The sequence below is a fragment of the Nocardia pseudobrasiliensis NBRC 108224 genome, from assembly GCF_001613105.1.
Lineage (GTDB): Bacteria > Actinomycetota > Actinomycetes > Mycobacteriales > Mycobacteriaceae > Nocardia > Nocardia pseudobrasiliensis.
The window spans coordinates 159,628-174,719 of the sequence record NZ_BDBS01000023.1; the positions used below are offsets into that span (position 1 = coordinate 159,628).

The 15,092-nt window shown below is 66.6% G+C and carries 16 protein-coding genes; 4 read left to right on the forward strand and 12 right to left on the reverse strand.

The annotated features are described in order from the left end of the window. The first annotated feature begins 120 nt into the window (after positions 1–120). On the forward strand, positions 121–348 hold the full coding sequence (locus NP4_RS19545; protein WP_067999702.1) for a hypothetical protein: 228 nt from the start codon (positions 121–123) through the stop codon (positions 346–348). On the opposite strand, the gene NP4_RS42665 is transcribed toward NP4_RS19545, so the two are convergent. Beyond that, the gene (locus NP4_RS42665; RefSeq protein ID WP_245997711.1) at positions 345–695 is read right to left on the reverse strand and encodes a hypothetical protein; all 351 of its coding nucleotides are present in this window, start codon (positions 693–695) and stop codon (positions 345–347) included. The genes NP4_RS19545 and NP4_RS42665 overlap by 4 nt on opposite strands. Positions 696–728: 33 nt before the next feature. On the opposite strand from NP4_RS42665, the gene NP4_RS43390 reads away from it, so the two are divergent. Then, on the forward strand, positions 729–968 hold the full coding sequence (locus tag NP4_RS43390; RefSeq protein ID WP_373863849.1) for a hypothetical protein: 240 nt from the start codon (positions 729–731) through the stop codon (positions 966–968). Here NP4_RS43390 and NP4_RS19555 read toward each other — a convergent pair. Continuing rightward, on the reverse strand, positions 913–2,205 hold the full coding sequence (locus NP4_RS19555) for a phthiocerol/phthiodiolone dimycocerosyl transferase family protein (RefSeq protein ID WP_169813769.1): 1,293 nt from the start codon (positions 2,203–2,205) through the stop codon (positions 913–915). The genes NP4_RS43390 and NP4_RS19555 overlap by 56 nt on opposite strands. Positions 2,206–2,290: 85 nt before the next feature. Between NP4_RS19555 and NP4_RS19560 the strand changes: the two genes are divergently transcribed. Next, on the forward strand, positions 2,291–2,848 hold the full coding sequence (locus NP4_RS19560; protein ID WP_067999707.1) for a TetR/AcrR family transcriptional regulator: 558 nt from the start codon (positions 2,291–2,293) through the stop codon (positions 2,846–2,848). 3 nt (positions 2,849–2,851) lie between these two features. Here the strand turns inward: NP4_RS19560 and NP4_RS19565 are convergent, their stop codons facing one another. Beyond that, positions 2,852–3,478: a TetR/AcrR family transcriptional regulator gene (locus tag NP4_RS19565; protein WP_067999708.1), complete on the reverse strand. Its 627-nt coding sequence runs from the start codon at positions 3,476–3,478 to the stop codon at positions 2,852–2,854. A gap of 120 nt (positions 3,479–3,598) precedes the next feature. Here NP4_RS19565 and NP4_RS19570 point away from each other — a divergent pair, with 120 nt between their 5' ends. Then, on the forward strand, positions 3,599–5,674 hold the full coding sequence (locus NP4_RS19570) for a CocE/NonD family hydrolase (RefSeq protein WP_067999709.1): 2,076 nt from the start codon (positions 3,599–3,601) through the stop codon (positions 5,672–5,674). A 50-nt stretch (positions 5,675–5,724) separates the two neighbouring features. Here NP4_RS19570 and NP4_RS19575 read toward each other — a convergent pair whose 3' ends face one another. The 9 genes from NP4_RS19575 to NP4_RS19615 form a co-directional block, all read right to left on the reverse strand. Continuing rightward, on the reverse strand, positions 5,725–6,396 hold the full coding sequence (locus NP4_RS19575; protein ID WP_067999711.1) for a hypothetical protein: 672 nt from the start codon (positions 6,394–6,396) through the stop codon (positions 5,725–5,727). Continuing rightward, on the reverse strand, positions 6,393–6,644 hold the full coding sequence (locus NP4_RS19580; RefSeq protein WP_067999713.1) for a hypothetical protein: 252 nt from the start codon (positions 6,642–6,644) through the stop codon (positions 6,393–6,395). The genes NP4_RS19575 and NP4_RS19580 overlap by 4 nt, the downstream gene beginning before the upstream one ends. Continuing rightward, on the reverse strand, positions 6,641–7,510 hold the full coding sequence (locus NP4_RS19585) for a lipase family alpha/beta hydrolase (protein ID WP_169813770.1): 870 nt from the start codon (positions 7,508–7,510) through the stop codon (positions 6,641–6,643). The genes NP4_RS19580 and NP4_RS19585 overlap by 4 nt, the downstream gene beginning before the upstream one ends. 148 nt (positions 7,511–7,658) lie before the next feature. Next, positions 7,659–7,847, reverse strand: coding sequence for an antitoxin (locus tag NP4_RS19590; RefSeq protein ID WP_062509387.1), 189 nt, complete (start codon positions 7,845–7,847; stop codon positions 7,659–7,661). Between the two features lie 47 nt (positions 7,848–7,894). Beyond that, on the reverse strand, positions 7,895–8,833 hold the full coding sequence (locus tag NP4_RS19595; protein ID WP_245997709.1) for a glycoside hydrolase family protein: 939 nt from the start codon (positions 8,831–8,833) through the stop codon (positions 7,895–7,897). 23 nt (positions 8,834–8,856) lie between these two features. Further along, complete coding sequence (locus NP4_RS19600) at positions 8,857–10,374, reverse strand: glycoside hydrolase family 172 protein (protein ID WP_245997707.1); 1,518 nt, start codon at positions 10,372–10,374, stop codon at positions 8,857–8,859. 83 nt (positions 10,375–10,457) lie between these two features. Further along, complete coding sequence (locus NP4_RS19605) at positions 10,458–11,366, reverse strand: SMP-30/gluconolactonase/LRE family protein (protein WP_147287918.1); 909 nt, start codon at positions 11,364–11,366, stop codon at positions 10,458–10,460. Positions 11,367–11,439: 73 nt separating this feature from the next. Continuing rightward, a complete protein-coding gene (gene metE, locus NP4_RS19610) occupies positions 11,440–13,740 on the reverse strand; it encodes a 5-methyltetrahydropteroyltriglutamate--homocysteine S-methyltransferase (RefSeq protein ID WP_067999721.1) in 2,301 nt (766 codons plus the stop codon). Between the two features lie 269 nt (positions 13,741–14,009). Next, complete coding sequence (locus tag NP4_RS19615; RefSeq protein WP_067999723.1) at positions 14,010–14,888, reverse strand: 3-hydroxybutyryl-CoA dehydrogenase; 879 nt, start codon at positions 14,886–14,888, stop codon at positions 14,010–14,012. Positions 14,889–15,092 lie beyond the last annotated feature (204 nt).

The following is a 15,092-nucleotide window of genomic DNA, read 5'->3' on the forward strand; positions in this document are numbered from 1 at the left end:
TGAACCTCTTCCTGCGGTTTCGCGCGAAACCGTCTCGGACGGACTGATTTTCCCGGTTCCGCACCGACGCCATGGTCCCCTGATCCCGTCAGCGAACGAAAGGGGGACGGCTTGAGTGGAATGCAGCGCACCGAACTCGACGGACTGGAGGCGCTGTGGCGGTGGGACTTACAACGCCTCGAAATCGTCGCGGTGCGCAAAGTCTGCGATGGCACGACACTCGCGACGTTCGAGCGAGATCCGCGCCCGGATCTCGCTTCGGTGCGTGAGTTCCTGCCGGAGTTCACCGCGCTCTGGGATGCGGTGCGCCATCAGTTCTGGACCGAATTCAAAGGAGGTGCTGCCTAGACGAAAACCCGCAATGGCATCCCCGCGGTGGAATATCCAGCGCACAGCACAACGACGGCCGCGGGGATGGCCTCAGTTGCGCAAGGCGTATTCGAGTCCGGCCGCGACGCGGCCCAGCGCTCATTACTTCCCTCGGTGCGGCACAGCACCAGACCACCCTCCAGGACCGCGATGAACAGGGCCGCGAGGCCCGCCGCGTCCGCCTCGGCGAATCTCGCGGCTTCCAGCAATCCCGCGTCCTCGGGGCCCGCGCCGAGCGCGATGGCCGCGATCGGGCAGCCGGGCGGACGCGGTCCTGCGCGATCCAATTCCTGGCCTTCATACCCGTCACCGTCAACGGGTGGCACGCGCTGTTCCATCTCCTCACGGGCCTGGCCGGGCTGGTCGCCGCGCCTCGGGGCAATCGGGCCTTCGTCTACACCTGGACCTGCGGTCCCTTCTATCTCCTGATCGCCGCGCTCGGCTTCCTCGGCGGCGGAAATGTCCTGCACCTCATGGCCGTCGACACCTTCGGCAATATCGTGCACGTCGTCGAGGGCAGTCTCGTTCTCAGCGCGTTCGCGCTCAGTGCGTCGCTGCCGGGACTTCGGGAACCTCGATCCGACGCAGTGCCGTCGTGAGCGCCTCGCGAACCCGGGTCAACTGGGCGCGACTGTGGTCGACGGTGTCGTATTCCACCTGAATCGTGAGGCGGTCGCCGAGGGTGAAGATGGTGAGTTTCGGCGGCATACCGGGGCCCATGGCGTAGACGTCGTCACGCACGATGCGCACCCCGGCCGGAGTCGCGTGCGCGGGAACGCGGCCGATATTCGACAGGGCGATCGTCGGCGGGGCGCTGAACATCGTGGCGGTGGCCTCGTCGCGAATATGCCGGAACGCCACCGCGAGTCGCGCCGGATCGCGGCGCTCGCGGGCGGTGCGGATATCGACGTCGACGAGCCGGGCCAACTCGATCGGATCGGCGTCCGGACCGATCGACAGCGGGGTGCCCGCACCCGAGGCGCAGTTGAGCACGAGGCTCTCCGGCAGCGCGGGGTCCAGCGCGCCGCGAATATCGGCCGCGTAGCCGCAGATCATCGAGAGCGCGGCCGGGGTTTCGAACTGCGCCCGTACGGCGGCCATCGCGTACCCGCTCAGCAGGCTGTGGACCGACACCCCGGCGGCCCGGGACGCCGCGACCACACGCCCGGTTTCCCTGTCGTCCAATTCGATTCGATCCACGGCGTAGCGACCGAGCGGATCACCGGCCGCGCCGTCGCGGGGCAGGGTGTGCGGCGGCTCGATCAGCATGCCCCGCATCATGTCGAGCAGATCGAGCGCCTCCGCCTCGGGCATCGTCGCCGCCAGCAGATCGTCCACGGCTTGCGGAAGTTCTTGCGTCGCAGAGGTAATCGGCATCGGCGCGCCGACCACGCGCGCGGTGTAGCGCCGCCACAGCTCCCCCAACAGCGCGAAAGCCGAACGCCCGTCCGAGATCCCGTGATGAATCACCAGCACGATTCGACTCACCCGGCCTTCGCGCAGCACCACCGCGCGGAACAGTCCCGCGGTCCAATCCTGCGGCTGATTCACCAAGCGCAGATATTCCTCCTCGCCACCCGCGGCCACGGCCAGCGGCGTCCGATACCCCTCGATCAGGCGAAGCATCGGCACGCCGTCGTCCAGGACGTGGCCGCAGCGCAGCAGCGGATGCCCGGCGACCAGTTCGCCCAGCACCTCCCGCAGCGCGTCGAGGTCGAGTTCGCCCTCGATCGTCGACCCGATGAACAGCGGCATGCCGCCCACGGGCACGGAACCCAGCTGGGCGCCCGCGCTGAAGAAGCCTTGTTCCAGCGGCGAAATCGGTCGTTGCGTCATGGCCGGAAGCATACGAGCGTTTTATACATCTGTGCAATACGTTTGTTTGAAACGGTTGTCAGTCGTCGCTTGCTACCCTGCTGACGTGGGAACTCGGGACGATCTACTGGCCGCGGCCAAGCAGTGCCTGGCCGAACGGGGCTATGCGCGAACGACCGTGCGCGATATCGTCTCCCGCTCCGGCAGTAACCTCGCGGCGATCAACTACCACTTCGGCACTCGGGACGCCCTGCTGAATCAGGCGATGATCGAATCGACGACCGAGGCCGTGCAGCGCATTCTCGACAATCTCGAATCGAGCGCCGAGCGCAAACCCGCCGCGCGGCTGCGGACCTTCCTGGCCAAGCTGACCACGAGTTTCACCGAGGATCACGGCGTCTGGGCGGCCAATATCGAAAGTCTCGCCCAGGCACTGCATTCCGGCGAGGTGCGCGCCGAGATCTCCGCCAAGCAGCGGGAGGCGCGCACCGCGTTCGCGCGGATGCTCGCGCCGGAAGGCGATCCCGACGACGCCCTCGGCGCGATCCTGCTCACGCTGCTGGACGGCCTACTGGTCCAGTGGCTGCTGGATCCGGCCGCCGCACCCGGTCCGGAAACCATTGCGGCGGGACTCGATTCGCTCACCGCCGCGCTGGATCGGTGAGCTTCAGTTCGAGGCGGCCGTATCCCACTGCGGCGACAGTGCTTTCAGCATCTTCGTGAGCAGATGAATGCGGCGATCGTAGATCTCCGGATACGGGGCCCGCAGCGGATGCTGGATGGCCTCGCTGTCGGAGATATCCGCGATCAGGAAGACCAGCGTCACGAAATCCTTGGCGTCGAGGTCGGATTCGTGGCCGACCATCCGGGTGGCCGCCTCGATCATGACCTGTCCGGCCTCGAACATGGTCTGGCGCATGGCCGCGGCCAATTGCTCGTCGGTGCGCGCGGCCACGGTCAGCTCGAGTACGGCGTGGTGGGTCGGTTCGCGCACGAGTTCGCGCATGGCGACCAGGACGGCCTCGAGGTCGGTTCGACCGTCCCGGCCCGCCAGTTCCCGGACGCGTTCGGACACCAATTCCGTATGCCGCCGGACGGTTTCGCGCGCCGTGGCCGCCATGAATTCGCTCATCGTCGGGAAGTGTCGAAACAGCGCGCCGTAGGACAGGCCCGCGCGCGCGGTGATCGTATTCGCCGAGGCCCGGCTGTAGCCGAGCTCGTCGAGCGTCACGATGGCCGCGTCGATCAGCCTCGTGATGGTGGCCTCGCGGCGCTCCTGTTGGGTTCTCCGCACCGAATCCAGCTTAGAGTATCCCGACTTCGATGGTGACCGATCGCTATCTTGCCAAGTTCGTGTGACTGCCGTTACAGTCCTACTCGCCGGTAGGGGTTAGCTGGCAGAAAGCGAAGTTCAATGAAGACAGCGACTTTCACCCATCTGACAGTCCGCACACTCACAGTTACCGTTGCCGCGGCAATCTGCACAACTTTCGCGGCACCCTCCTCCCTCGCCACCTCCGGCGAATTCACGGGTATCGATGGCGGCGACTTGGCCGCGGCCTGGACCGCGGCGGTCGATGGGCCGCAACCGTATTCGGATATCTCCGTCGACATGGCCGTGCCGATCACAATGAGCGACGGCACCGTACTCAAGGCCGACGTCGTGCGCCCGGCACACGGCTCGGCGGTAGCCCAGCAGCCCGGCCCCGTCATTTTGCAAATGCAGGGTTACGGCAAGGTCGTGATGAATCTAGGCCAGGTGCTACTGCATATCCCGGGCGTCGAGAACGTGCTCTTGCCCTGGATCGCCTCGCTGAATCTCGGCGGTACACCGCTGTCCGGAATCACCGATCTGACAAGGCAATTGGACTCCGGTGCCGTACAGGCCGCGATTCAGGACTGGGATCTGGCCAAGGCCGGATACACGCTGGTCCAGGTCGATCTGCGCGGAACCGGGACCTCGGAGGGGCAGTGGCAGATCTTCGGTGAGCGCGAGCGGCGCGACACCTCGGAGGTCATGGACTGGATCACCCGTCAACCGTGGAGCGACGGCACTATCGGCACCATGGGCACCTCGTTCACCGCGATCACCGCCCTGCAGGCGACCACGCAGAAGAATCCGGCGCTGAAGGCCGTGTTCTCCTACGAGGGCAGCGCCGATATCTTCCGCGATATCGCGGGACCCGGCGGTGCGGTCGGGCTGGGATTTCTCGGATTCTGGCTGCTGGCAGTCAATTTGGCGAAGATGGCCCCGGATGTCGAGTCGATGCTCGCGGGCAGGTTCGATCCGGCGCAGCAGTTGCGCTGGCTACAGGACCGCCTCGCCGATCCGCTCACCTTCCTCGATGTGGTCGCCAATGCCTGGGGTTCGACCAGGGTCGATCAGCTGATGCCCAAGACGCTGGACGTGTTCCGGCAGGGTTCGCGGTGGCGGCAGGGGTTGAGCGCCGATCCGGCCGGGATCACCGTACCCACGTTCATGGCCGATGCCTGGTTCGATGTGTTCGGGACCACCGCGACCGATGCCTTCAACGCGATTCCGCTTCCGCTGGAACAGAAGAAGCTGATCATGGGCGACGGTTATCACTCCGGACTGGGGTTGGGCGGCTTCGGACATCCGGGGATGCCGCCGCGCCTGGATGTATTGCAGCGGGCCTGGTTCGACAAGTGGCTCAAGGGGATCGATAACGGGATCGATCGCTACAGTCCGATCACCGTCAAGCAGCAGGGTGGCGGGTGGACCGGGCTGGCATCCTTCCCGCGTGCGGAAATCACCTATCGCCGTATGTATCTCGACGATCGACCGTCCGGGACCACCGGGACGTCGCTGTACGACGGCAGTCTGTCGGCGCAGCCGCTACAGGCCGGTGTGCGCGATCTGACCGTCGCGCCGGGCGTGCTGGGCCTGTGCTCGCGCGACACCACGCGTATCGCCGCGGGGATTCCCGCGCTGGTGCTGGCGTGTTCGGATGATTCGCGGATCTGGGAGGCCAACGGTCTCACGTTCACCAGCGCCGCGGTCACCCGGCCGACCACCCTGTCGGGCCCGATCGCGGTACACCTCAATGTGGTTCACGATGCCGCCGACGGGTACTGGGTCGCCACGGTGAACGACGTCTCGCCCGACGGCAATTCGCGCGAGCTCACCACCGGTCAGCTGGTGGCGTCGCTGCGGCAGATCGACGATGCGCAGAGCAAGCGGTCGGCCGATGGCGACTACACGGTGCCCGTGCCGTATGTCGACATCGATCGGCGGCAGACCACCGTGCCCGGGGAGCCGGTCACGCTGGATATCGCGCTGACTCCGACCGATGCGGTGCTGCAACCGGGACATCGGCTGCGAGTCGATGTGTACGCCAGCAACTTTCCCAAGGGTGTGCCGCCGCTGCCGGCGCTGGTCGACAGCGGGCTGCGGCCGGAGCATCTGCGGCTGGATCCGGACGCGCCCAGTTGGGTCAATGTGCCGCTCGACGCCGACGTGCCCGAGTAGTTCCGATGTCCGGAGCGGACGGATAACACGGGCGGGCTTGGGCCGGAAAGCTACAGGCCCAGGCAGAGGGGAATCGCCGGAACCCAGGTCATGAGCAGCGCGGTGGCCAGGATGGTGAACAGGATGGTCCCGAAGAACGGGATCATGTTGAGCGGGATCAGAACTATCACGAGCAGGGTCGCGAGGACGGCTGTCGTCACCGCGGCCCAGCAGCCCGGTCCGAGCAGGATCTCCCGCACCGCGATATCGCGTGTGGTGGCGGCGAGCCGATCGGCGGGTACGACGTGCGTCTCTGCGGGACGCACGTCGATCCGGGTCGTGACGGCAGCGTCGCCGTCCGTGCCTGGGACGAGGTCGGTTTCGGCGTGATGGATGATCGTCCCGTCGGCGGCGAACAGCACCGCGAGTGCGCCGTTCGTCGCGGTGAGGGGTGTGATCGTCGCCGAACGTCCGGCGGGCAGTCGGAAGGCCGCGGTCTCGTCCCAGGCGGCCCGGGCGGACGACAGCGGTAGGTCTCGGATCTCCGCGACCAGCGCGTCTCGATCGGGCCCTCGCAACGGTGTGAGGTCCGCGGCGGTATCACGGATTTCGGACAGCACTGCCGCTTCGGCGTCGGGGGCCGGAGTGGCGGAGGCGTCGGGTGGCGGCGCGGCGGCCGCGGTCGCGACCACGGCGGTCAGCACGCCCGGGGCCAGCCAGCGGCGAATATGTATGTCGCTCATGCCGAATGGACCGGTGTGCGGTGTCGAGGACGGTCGTACAGATCCGGCAACACAGCCGCGACGCTCAGGGTGCGATGCGTGGCCACGGATTTCGCGGGCCTGCGCCGGAGCCATCGGGTCACGCGGCCGAAGGACCAGCTCGCACTCAACCAGGCCACGGGGATCAGGCACAGCAGGGGCACGATCGGGAACATGAACGGCCGGGGCGCGGGCGTGGTGACGCGGTGGTCGTACGAATTCGGGGTCATGCGGCGCAATTCGACTCCTGATAGGAGGGATCGAGGGCATGTTTCACAAGTCCGATCACGGTGGGCGACTGGGGTAGTCGACCGTGATCGGTGTCGTCGGTCGGGCAGAACGATTGCACCCAGAGGTTTTCCACGGTCGCGCCCGGGCCCGGGCGCATGAACGCGGATTCCGGCGGGGTGGAGACCTGATCGACGCGGGTGGCGATCACCGTGTAGTGCACGCCGGGTTCGGTATCCCCGCCCGCGTTGAGGCGATGCAGAAAATCGCTGCCGATGACCTGCTGGGCCGCGGCGGTGCCGAGCACCGCGCCGACCATTCGATCGGCGGGTCCGTCGGAGCTGCCCAGATGAACCAGACGGCCCATATCCATGGCCGTGGTGCCGTGATTGGTCGCGGCGATGAACACCGCGTTGCGCACCTTGTTCTGTTGCGGATCCGCCGGATTCGCACCGCCCTCGAAACGCATGTACTGCCGAGCGAGCACACCGCCCTGTGAATGGGCCACGATGTCGACCTGTGGCGAATTCGTCGCGAGGCGAACCTTTTCCACGAATGCGGCCAGTTCCCGCGCCGAGGCACGGATATCGCCGGTGCCGTAGACACCGGGGCGCGCGCCCCAGATGCTGGAGGTGTCGCGGCCGTAGTTGAGCGAATAGACGCAATATCCGGACGAGCGCAGCTCGGGTGCGAGCACATCCCAGGAGTTCTGATTTCCCCAGGTGCCGTGCACGAGTACGACCGGATCCGGATGCACCGCGCGCGGTGCGCATTGCCAATCATTAGCCCCCTCGGGAGCAATACTTCCGTCGGCGGGTCGTTCGATCGAATCGACCGGATCGGCCGACGCCTCGCCGAACGTCACCACCGTGCAACAACAGAGTGCGACAACGAACACCGCCAGCGACCGCATCGACCGTCCCTTCCACGCCGAAGAGAAGTAACGATTCGTTAGCCGATGCTAGGCGCAATCCGCCGAAAATCCGCGCAGGCGGCGCTCGAAACGCCTATGCGATTTACTGTTCGCGCAGCGCCTTCCGCGCCGCGTCCTGAACCGAGTCGACCTGTCCGGCGAACTTGCCGTCGGTCTTTTCGTCCACGATGTCGCCCGCCTTCTCGATCAGCGGATCAATCTTGTCGGCATGCTGAGCGGCAAGATCTTTCGCTTTTTCGGCGACTTCCTTGAACTGGTCGAACATTCCCATGCTGCGCCTCCTGTCGAAAATCGGTCGGAGACAGGATAATCGGCCGATCAGGCGGTGTGCCAAACGAGCGGGGCGAGAGAAAGTCCGCCCTGGCCCCAGCCCGCGGAGCTGACCAGGTAGCGATCACCGTCCGCGACGACCTCGGCGGCGTGGGCGTCGATATGACCCGCCCGCGCCGAGTTGTCGAAATGCCAGGGGTTGTCGCTGTAGAAGATGTCGGTGCCGACATAGCCGCCGCGCGGGCCGATGAACAGGTACCACAGGTTGCCGTGCTGGACGACGAACGGCGATTCGGTCGGTCCGCCGCCGAAGCCGACCGGACCGGGATCGGTGAAGGCTGTCCGGCGCTCACTCCAATGCCGTAGATCCGCGCTGGTCCGGTAGGCCACGATGTGGCTGCCGCCCACCGGCGTCGAGGTCGCGGTGTAATACACGACCCACTGGTCGCCCACGCGCGTCACCATGGGATCGCGGGCGTCCCAGCCGTCGCGGAACAGCGGACCATCCGGATCGCGGGTCCAGTTCACCAAATCGGTGGAGGTCGCGAGACTGATCGCGGAACGGCTGCCGAGCGGCGCGCCGCCCGAATAGAACATGTAATAGACGCCGCCTTCGGAAACGATATGCGGGGCCCACAAATGGGTTTCGCCGTAGGGCCGCCCATAGGCGGGATCGGCCCTCAGAACCGGGGGCTGCGTGGTCCACGGTCCGCCGAGTTGTTTCGCGGTGGCATGTCCGATCGTCGTCTCACCGTAGGGCGCCGCGAATTCGGTATGGGTGATGCCGAACAGATGCCAGGTGGCGTCGGACTCGTCGAAGACGAACGAATGGTCGTTGACGTACCAATTCCGCAGTTCATCGCTCGGGTCGTACACCCTGTCGAACGCGCCGCTCGAAACCCGTTCGGGCACGATATTCGCGACGGCGGGCGAATCGCATACGCATATGCCGACGGCAACCAGCGCGGCCGCCACGAGCACTCTCACTCGAACCCCTTTTCCGATGTGAATTACATTGCGGCGTAACGGAAGGCGGTGGATCCGTAAACTGCCGGCTCCTCGTTCACACCGCCGTGTTCGATACCGAAACGCAGATGGGCGAGGTGCTCGACCGAATCGGCGAGCATCAGCCGATAGGCGTTCACGCAGTAGCCCGCGCAGGCGGGGGTGGATGCTCCCGTCAACGGCAGGCTGTAACTGCGGCCGCTGTCGAAGTACCAGCCGCCCTCGTAGAAATCCTCCGTCCCGGTTCCATTGATCTGCGGTACCGGCGAACCGTCGACATAGACGTGTTCATCGCCCTCGAGAAACCACGGCGAGCCGCCGCGCATGGTCTGGCTGACACCCACGAACTTGCCGCGCCCGAAATCGTCGGCGAATATCCAATCCCGGCCCGGCTCGGTCGGTCCCGCATGCGATCGGGTGGTGAAGTAGCCCGCGGACTTCAGCAGCAGGGCCGTTGCCCACTGCGGATCCGGATCGACCACCACCTCGGTATCGATGCCGTCGATCGGGTCGCCGCCGGTGTTCACCAGGCTCACCGACAGCGCCGCGGCGAACGGCATGGGCCACCATGCCGAAACCCACCCGCCGGGTCGCGGATCCGCGGCGAACATCAGGGCGCGCACGGGCACGACCCCGCCCGGGCCGAGACCGAGCCCGAAGAACTCGCTCACCGGGGAATCGACCAAATCCCTTCCGTCGAAAGCGATTCGAAGCCGCAGCGCGGTGAAGGATCCCGCATTCGGCAGCCGCAGTCGCAGCGCCGAGACCGCGCCGGGTCCGGTCGCACCGGCGATCGTCGTGCTGCCGTTCGCGGGTACGGTGACGGTCTGCCGCTGGGCCCGCGCTCCGGGTGCGGGCGGTTTCGGATCGTGGCCGCCCGCCGAGCGCAGCATGGCCAGCACATCCTCCGCGCGATCGGACGGATCGAAGGTGTCCAACCCGATTCCGGTCGCGAAATGCCGATAGGTCACGTGGTAGTACTGCACGGGGTTCTGCACGCTGACCCGCATCCGATCGTGATACGGCATCGGCACCTTGATGTACACCCCGCCCGGCGACTGATCGGCGTTGGCCACCAAGGGATATGCGAACGGCGCACCCAGCGCGCCGTCGACCACGGCCTGCAGCGGCGCGCTCACGACCGTCCGCCCGTCCAGCTCGATCCGCAGCTCGCCCAGGGCGGTCACATCACCGCGATCGATGGTGAACCAGATCGAATCGACTTCGCCCGCACCGTGATCCTCGGCGACCACGCATCCGGCCCCACCCGCGCCGACGCAGCCGCCCGCGCCGTCGTTGTTGCCACCGCTGCGATCGAAGCTCGAACTCTGCAGCGTCTGCGCCCCGAGGCCCAGATACGGCAGCCGCTCGAGGTGACGGTAGGAGTCCCAGCCGGTGAGCACGCCGGGCAGCGCCTCGGTCGCGTGCGCATCGCCCGGCCGCGCCAGCGCCGTAGCCGAAAACCCCAAGCCCCCCACGGCGATCCACGCCATCGCGCGGACCAACGACCTGCGAACACGCACCGACCAACCTCCTGTGGACCCAGCTCCATCAAGGATTCGACACCGCGGTGATTCCGGATGGCAGCGTAGTGCCCGTGAGTTGGTCAGGCGGGTAGAACGCGCAATACCCGTCCACCGATGGTGGAGACGGCCAGAGATCCGTCCGGGGCGACGGCGACCGCGGTCAGCGGGTCCGCGCCGGAATACACCTGACAGGTGGTGTGGGCGAGCGGATCTATACGGACGAGCGAGCCGGTGGTGGTGGCGTCGTAGAGATAGCCGTCGGGAGCCTGCGCGAGATCGTCCGGCATGGCGGACAACCGGGAGGATCCGAGTTGTACGTTCGCGGCGGTCGTCCGTGCGGCGGGATCGGCGATCGGGATGCGGACGACGCGGCCGTCGAGGCTGTAGTACTCGGTCACGTAGACGAGGTCGTCGGAGACGACGATGCCATTGGCTCCGGGGATCGCGGTGTGAGCGCTCCACTGCGTATCGATCACGCCGGTGGGGCGAATTCGGATGACGCCCTCGGCGGTATCGGCGATGTACAGATTCCCCGCGGAGTCGAAGGCGGCCCCGTTGGGCATGCCGAGGCCGGAGACGAAGACCTCCGGAATCGGCGTGGCGGCCTCCGGGTCGAAGCGGACCACACCCCCGCCAACCGTGCCGGGCAACCGGCTCAGCGGCGAATCGCCGTACACCGCGTAGATCAATCCGTCCGGCCCCGTTCGCACCGCACCGGGCGACTCGACCGCGACCGTCGCCGTCATCCGCCCGGCACTGTCGTAGCGCTGCAACTGATTCCGCCCGATCCGGGCCACCCACAGATTGCCATGCTGGTCGTAGGTCAGGTTCTCCGCATAGTCGAGAAGGGGCGCGGTCGCGGGTATGAGCGTGGCCGCGCTCGCGGCGCAGTTGTTCGATTCAGCTTGTGCGGCAACAGGTTCGACCACCGGAAGCGTCAATCCCAGCAGGATCGCGCACAGTCCGATACCGCGCATTCCGCGACTCACCACGATTCTCCCGTCCGCCACCCGGCCGTCGTTGCGGCAATGATCCTGCCGCAACGACGTCGAGAGCGCAGCCCTATTCGGATTCGGACCGTCGGCGCACGCGGCGGGCGGCGGCGACCATATTGCGGAGGGAGGGTTCCAGTTGCCAGTAGTGGCGGGTCTTCAGGCCGCCGTCGGGGTTGGCCCACAGGCGTTCGGGGGTAACGGCCTCGGCCGCGGCGGTGAGGGCCTCGTCGAGTTCGTCGATATCGGGGATGCGGGCCGAACGGCTTTCGTACACACCGGGTCCCACGCCGTGGGACAGGCCGTGGCCCTGGTCGGCGTCCTTCTGCAGGGCCTCGAGCACCCAGTCGATGGAGCGGCTGGCGACGATGGCGGTGACGTCGGCGTCGAGTTCCTCGATGGCCTGCACGATCTCGGCGCGACTGGAATAGGCGATATGAGTGTGGATCTGGGTCTCGGACTTGACGCCCGAGGTAGCCAGCCGGAACGCGTTGACCGCCCAGCGCAGGTACTCGCGACGGCCGTTGGGGCGCAGCGGCAGCAGTTCGCGCACGGCGGGCTCGTCGACCTGGATGATGGCCACCCCGGCCTTCTCCAGATCGGCCAGCTCGTCGCGGATCGCCAGCGCGACCTGATCGGCCGTCTCGTACAGCGGCTGATCCTGGCGCACGAACGAGCGAGCGACCATTGTGACCGGCCCGGTCACAATGCCTTTCACCGGTTTGTCGGTGAGCGACTGCGCGTAGGTGATCCACTCGACCGACATCGCCTTGGGCCGCGCGACATCGCCGTAGAGGATCGGCGGACGCACGCAGCGCGAGCCGTAGACCTGCACCCAGCCGAAATGCGTTGTGGCGAAACCGTCGAGCAGTTCGGCGAAGTACTGGACCATATCGTTGCGCTCGTGCTCGCCGTGCACGAGCACATCCAGGCCGATGTCCTCCTGCAGCCGAATGGTCGACTCGATCTCGGCCTCGATACGCTTGCGGTACTCCTCGTAGGACAGTCGCCCCTCGCCGAGGTCGTAGCGGGCCTGGCGGACCGCGGCGGTCTGCGGGAAGGAGCCCAGCGTGGTGGCGGGCACAACGGGCAGATTCAGCTTCTGCCGCTGCGCTTCCCGGCGCACCTCGTACGGTTCGCGCTCGCGCATATCCTGCGTCACGGCGTAAACCCGTTGGCGCACCGCGTGTTTCTGCTTGAAGTGCACCTCGCTGGGTCGCTTGCGCCACTTCTCCGACGGACCCTCGGTGAGCGCCTTGGCCAGCGAAACCACCTCGAGCACCTTCTGTTTCGCGAAGGCGAGGCGATCGGCGACCGGACCCTCGATATCGTATTCGACGAGCAGGTCGTAGGGCACGTGCAGCAGCGTGGTGCCGGTGGCGACCACGAGATCCGGGCAGACCTGGGCCAGTTCGTTGAGATAGGTGAGGGTGACGTAGCGGTCGGCGCGCCACACATTCGTCCCGCTGATCACACCAGCGTACAGGCGCTTGCGCTTGATGCCGGGGATCTCGGCGAGCTCCTCGGGACGCACCCGGTAGCTGGCCAGATCCAGGCCGATGGCCTCGACGGCGGTCCGGGCGAGAACGCGCACGGCCTCACCGAAATCGCCGTACTGGCCGGTGACCAGGATGCGCGGACGCAGCGGCGCGGTCGAAAGCCGTTGGTAGGCGCGCTCGAACGCGGCCAACTCCTCGGGGGTGCGATCGCTGGTGAAGCACGGCTCGTCCAGCTGCACGCAGGTCGATCCGCGCTTGGCGAGGATCTCGAACAGCTGCTCGTACATCGGAAGCAGCTTGTCCAGCAGCGAGAGTCGATCGAATTCGTCCTCACCGGGCACCTGGCCGGCCTTGGACAGCAGCAGCAGCGACAGCGGACCCAGCACGACCGGGCGCAGTTCGATGCCCTTCGCCTTGGCCCGGTCGAACTCGTCGAGCAGGGCCTCGGGATGCAGCGAGAATTCGGTGTCGGCGTCCAACTCGGGCTGACGGTAGTGGTAGTTGGAGCCGAACAGCCGGACCAGCTCCAGCGGCGGCAGATCCGGGCGGCCACGGGCCATCAGGAAGTAGAAGTCCAAGGGATGCAAGCCTTCTCGATACGGCTCGAACCGCTTGGGGACCGCGCCGAACAGCAGCGCGTTGTCCAGGATGTGGTCGTAGAAGGAGAAGGTGTTGCCCGGGACCTGGGTCAGCCCCGCGGCATTGAGTTCGGCGAACTGACTGTCCTGGATCTCCCGGCCGACCCGAAGCAGCTCCTCGCGGGAGATGCCGCCGTGCCAGTACGCGTCGAGTGCGCGCTTGAGTTCCCGGTGCGGTCCGATCCTCGGATATCCGAGGATGCTCGATCCGAAGCCGTCGGTGACGTTGACCATGAGCGGGACACTCCTTCCGAGCTGCGGGTTCAGCCCGACCCTTTATGCAGCTTATGCCCGATAACGGGAAATGCCGCCACCAGCGCGGCGGCTCAGACCATGGGTGGTGACGCCCGGCACTCGCGCAACCAACTCGGGTGCGAGTCTTACGAGCGCCGTTCGCGGCAGGCTCGCTCCGGAGCGGTCGAAGCGCATGCGCGAGGCGCGAGTCTCGACCGCTCCGGAGCGAGCCTCAGGGCCGCGAACACGCGACGCCGAAGGCGGCGTCATCAGACACGACTGTTGTTGTACTGGTAGAAGCCAGCGCCCGTCTTCTTGCCGAGCAGACCGGCCTCGACCATGCGCATGAGCAGCGGAGGCGCGGAGTACAGCGGCTCCTTGAACTCGGAGTACATGGAGTCGGCGATGGATTTGACGGTGTCGAGGCCGACCAGGTCGGTCAGCGCCAGCGGGCCCATCGGGTGGGCACAGCCCAGCACCATGGCCTTGTCGACGTCTTCCTTTGTGGCGAAACCGGATTCGACCATCCGGATGGCCGAGAGCAGATACGGCACCAGCAGCGCGTTCACGACGAAGCCGGAGCGGTCGGCCGAGCGCACGACCTGCTTGCCCAGCACCTCGGAGGCGAAGGCCTCGGCGCGCTTGGAGACGGCCTCGCTGGTCTTGAGCGTGGTCACCAGCTCGACCAGCGGCAGCACGGGCACCGGGTTGAAGAAGTGCATGCCCACGACCCGCTCGGGCTGGGTGGTGGCGACCGCGACCTTCATGATCGGGATGGAGGAGGTGTTGGAGGCCAGCACCGCGTCCGGATCGGTCACGACCTTGTCGAGTTCGGCGAAGATCGAGGTCTTGACCTCTTCGCTCTCCACGACCGCCTCGACCACGAGCTGACGGTCGGCGAAATCGCCGAGGTCGGAGGTGAACCGCAGCCGCCAGGCCGTCTGCTCCCGCTCGCGCTCGGTGATCTTGCCGGAGGACACGCCACGATCCAGCGACCGCAGGATGCGGGCGCGACCGGCGGCGGCCAGCTCCCGAGTGGGTTCGAACACGAGCACGTCGACATGCGCCCGCGCACAAACCTCCGCGATTCCGGCGCCCATCTGTCCGGCGCCGATGATTCCGACGCGTTGAATCTTTTCGCTGCTCACGTCCCGCTCCTGGTGTCTGGCTGTCGGTGACTTATCTGTTCGGTGGAAGGTGTCGGCTCTCGTAGAGCCCCGCGCCTTCGACGGGAAACGTTAATAGGGACGCCCTTCCCGCCGGGGCTGTTCAGCGGGAAGGGCCGAGGTGCGCCCTATGCCGGGCGGCTATTGGTTTGTGGGTGAAGCGCTTTCGCGCTTTTCCGGCGGAGC